This window comes from Polaromonas sp. P1_G2, assembly GCF_056405515.1.
In genome coordinates this window covers 1-406 of record NZ_JBFUBY010001421.1, presented here as the reverse complement: position 1 = coordinate 406, position 406 = coordinate 1, and the positions used below count along the sequence as shown (strand labels likewise).

Below are 406 nucleotides of genomic sequence, written 5' to 3'. Positions count from 1 at the left end.
GTAACAAGACGTCGAGCCACACCAGCAAGAAGAGCAGCAGCCTGTTCGGCCGCAGCGATCTCGCGGGTTCGCTCGACGACGACGACGGTGCGTTTCCCGACAGCCCGGGTGCCGGCCGGCCGCTTCCCAAGGTTTCGGCGCCGCGCTACTTCACCTACAAGGCCGACGGCCTGAAGTTGGTCAACGTCGCTAAGTTCGCGCCGAAGATGGAAACGGCTGCGGTTGACCCCGCCAAGACGGCCGATGCGAGCAATACCGGCTCCATCCAGGACGTCAGCGTCCCGGCGGCGATGGATTTCAGCAACAATCCGCGCGCCTACATGATGGATGTGCGGGCCAAGGCGCCCGCCGAGGTGGCCGCCGCTATCGAGACTTTCTACGCTCAACATAACGGCCTGCTCTGGGT

General features: G+C 64.3%; 1 protein-coding gene. It reads left to right on the top strand.

Going from position 1 to position 406, the window contains the following annotated elements; all coding sequences use genetic code 11:
- Positions 1–406, top strand: a 406-nt coding sequence (locus AC1D0P_RS30875) for a hypothetical protein (protein WP_477680213.1), incomplete at both ends; no start/stop codon positions are given.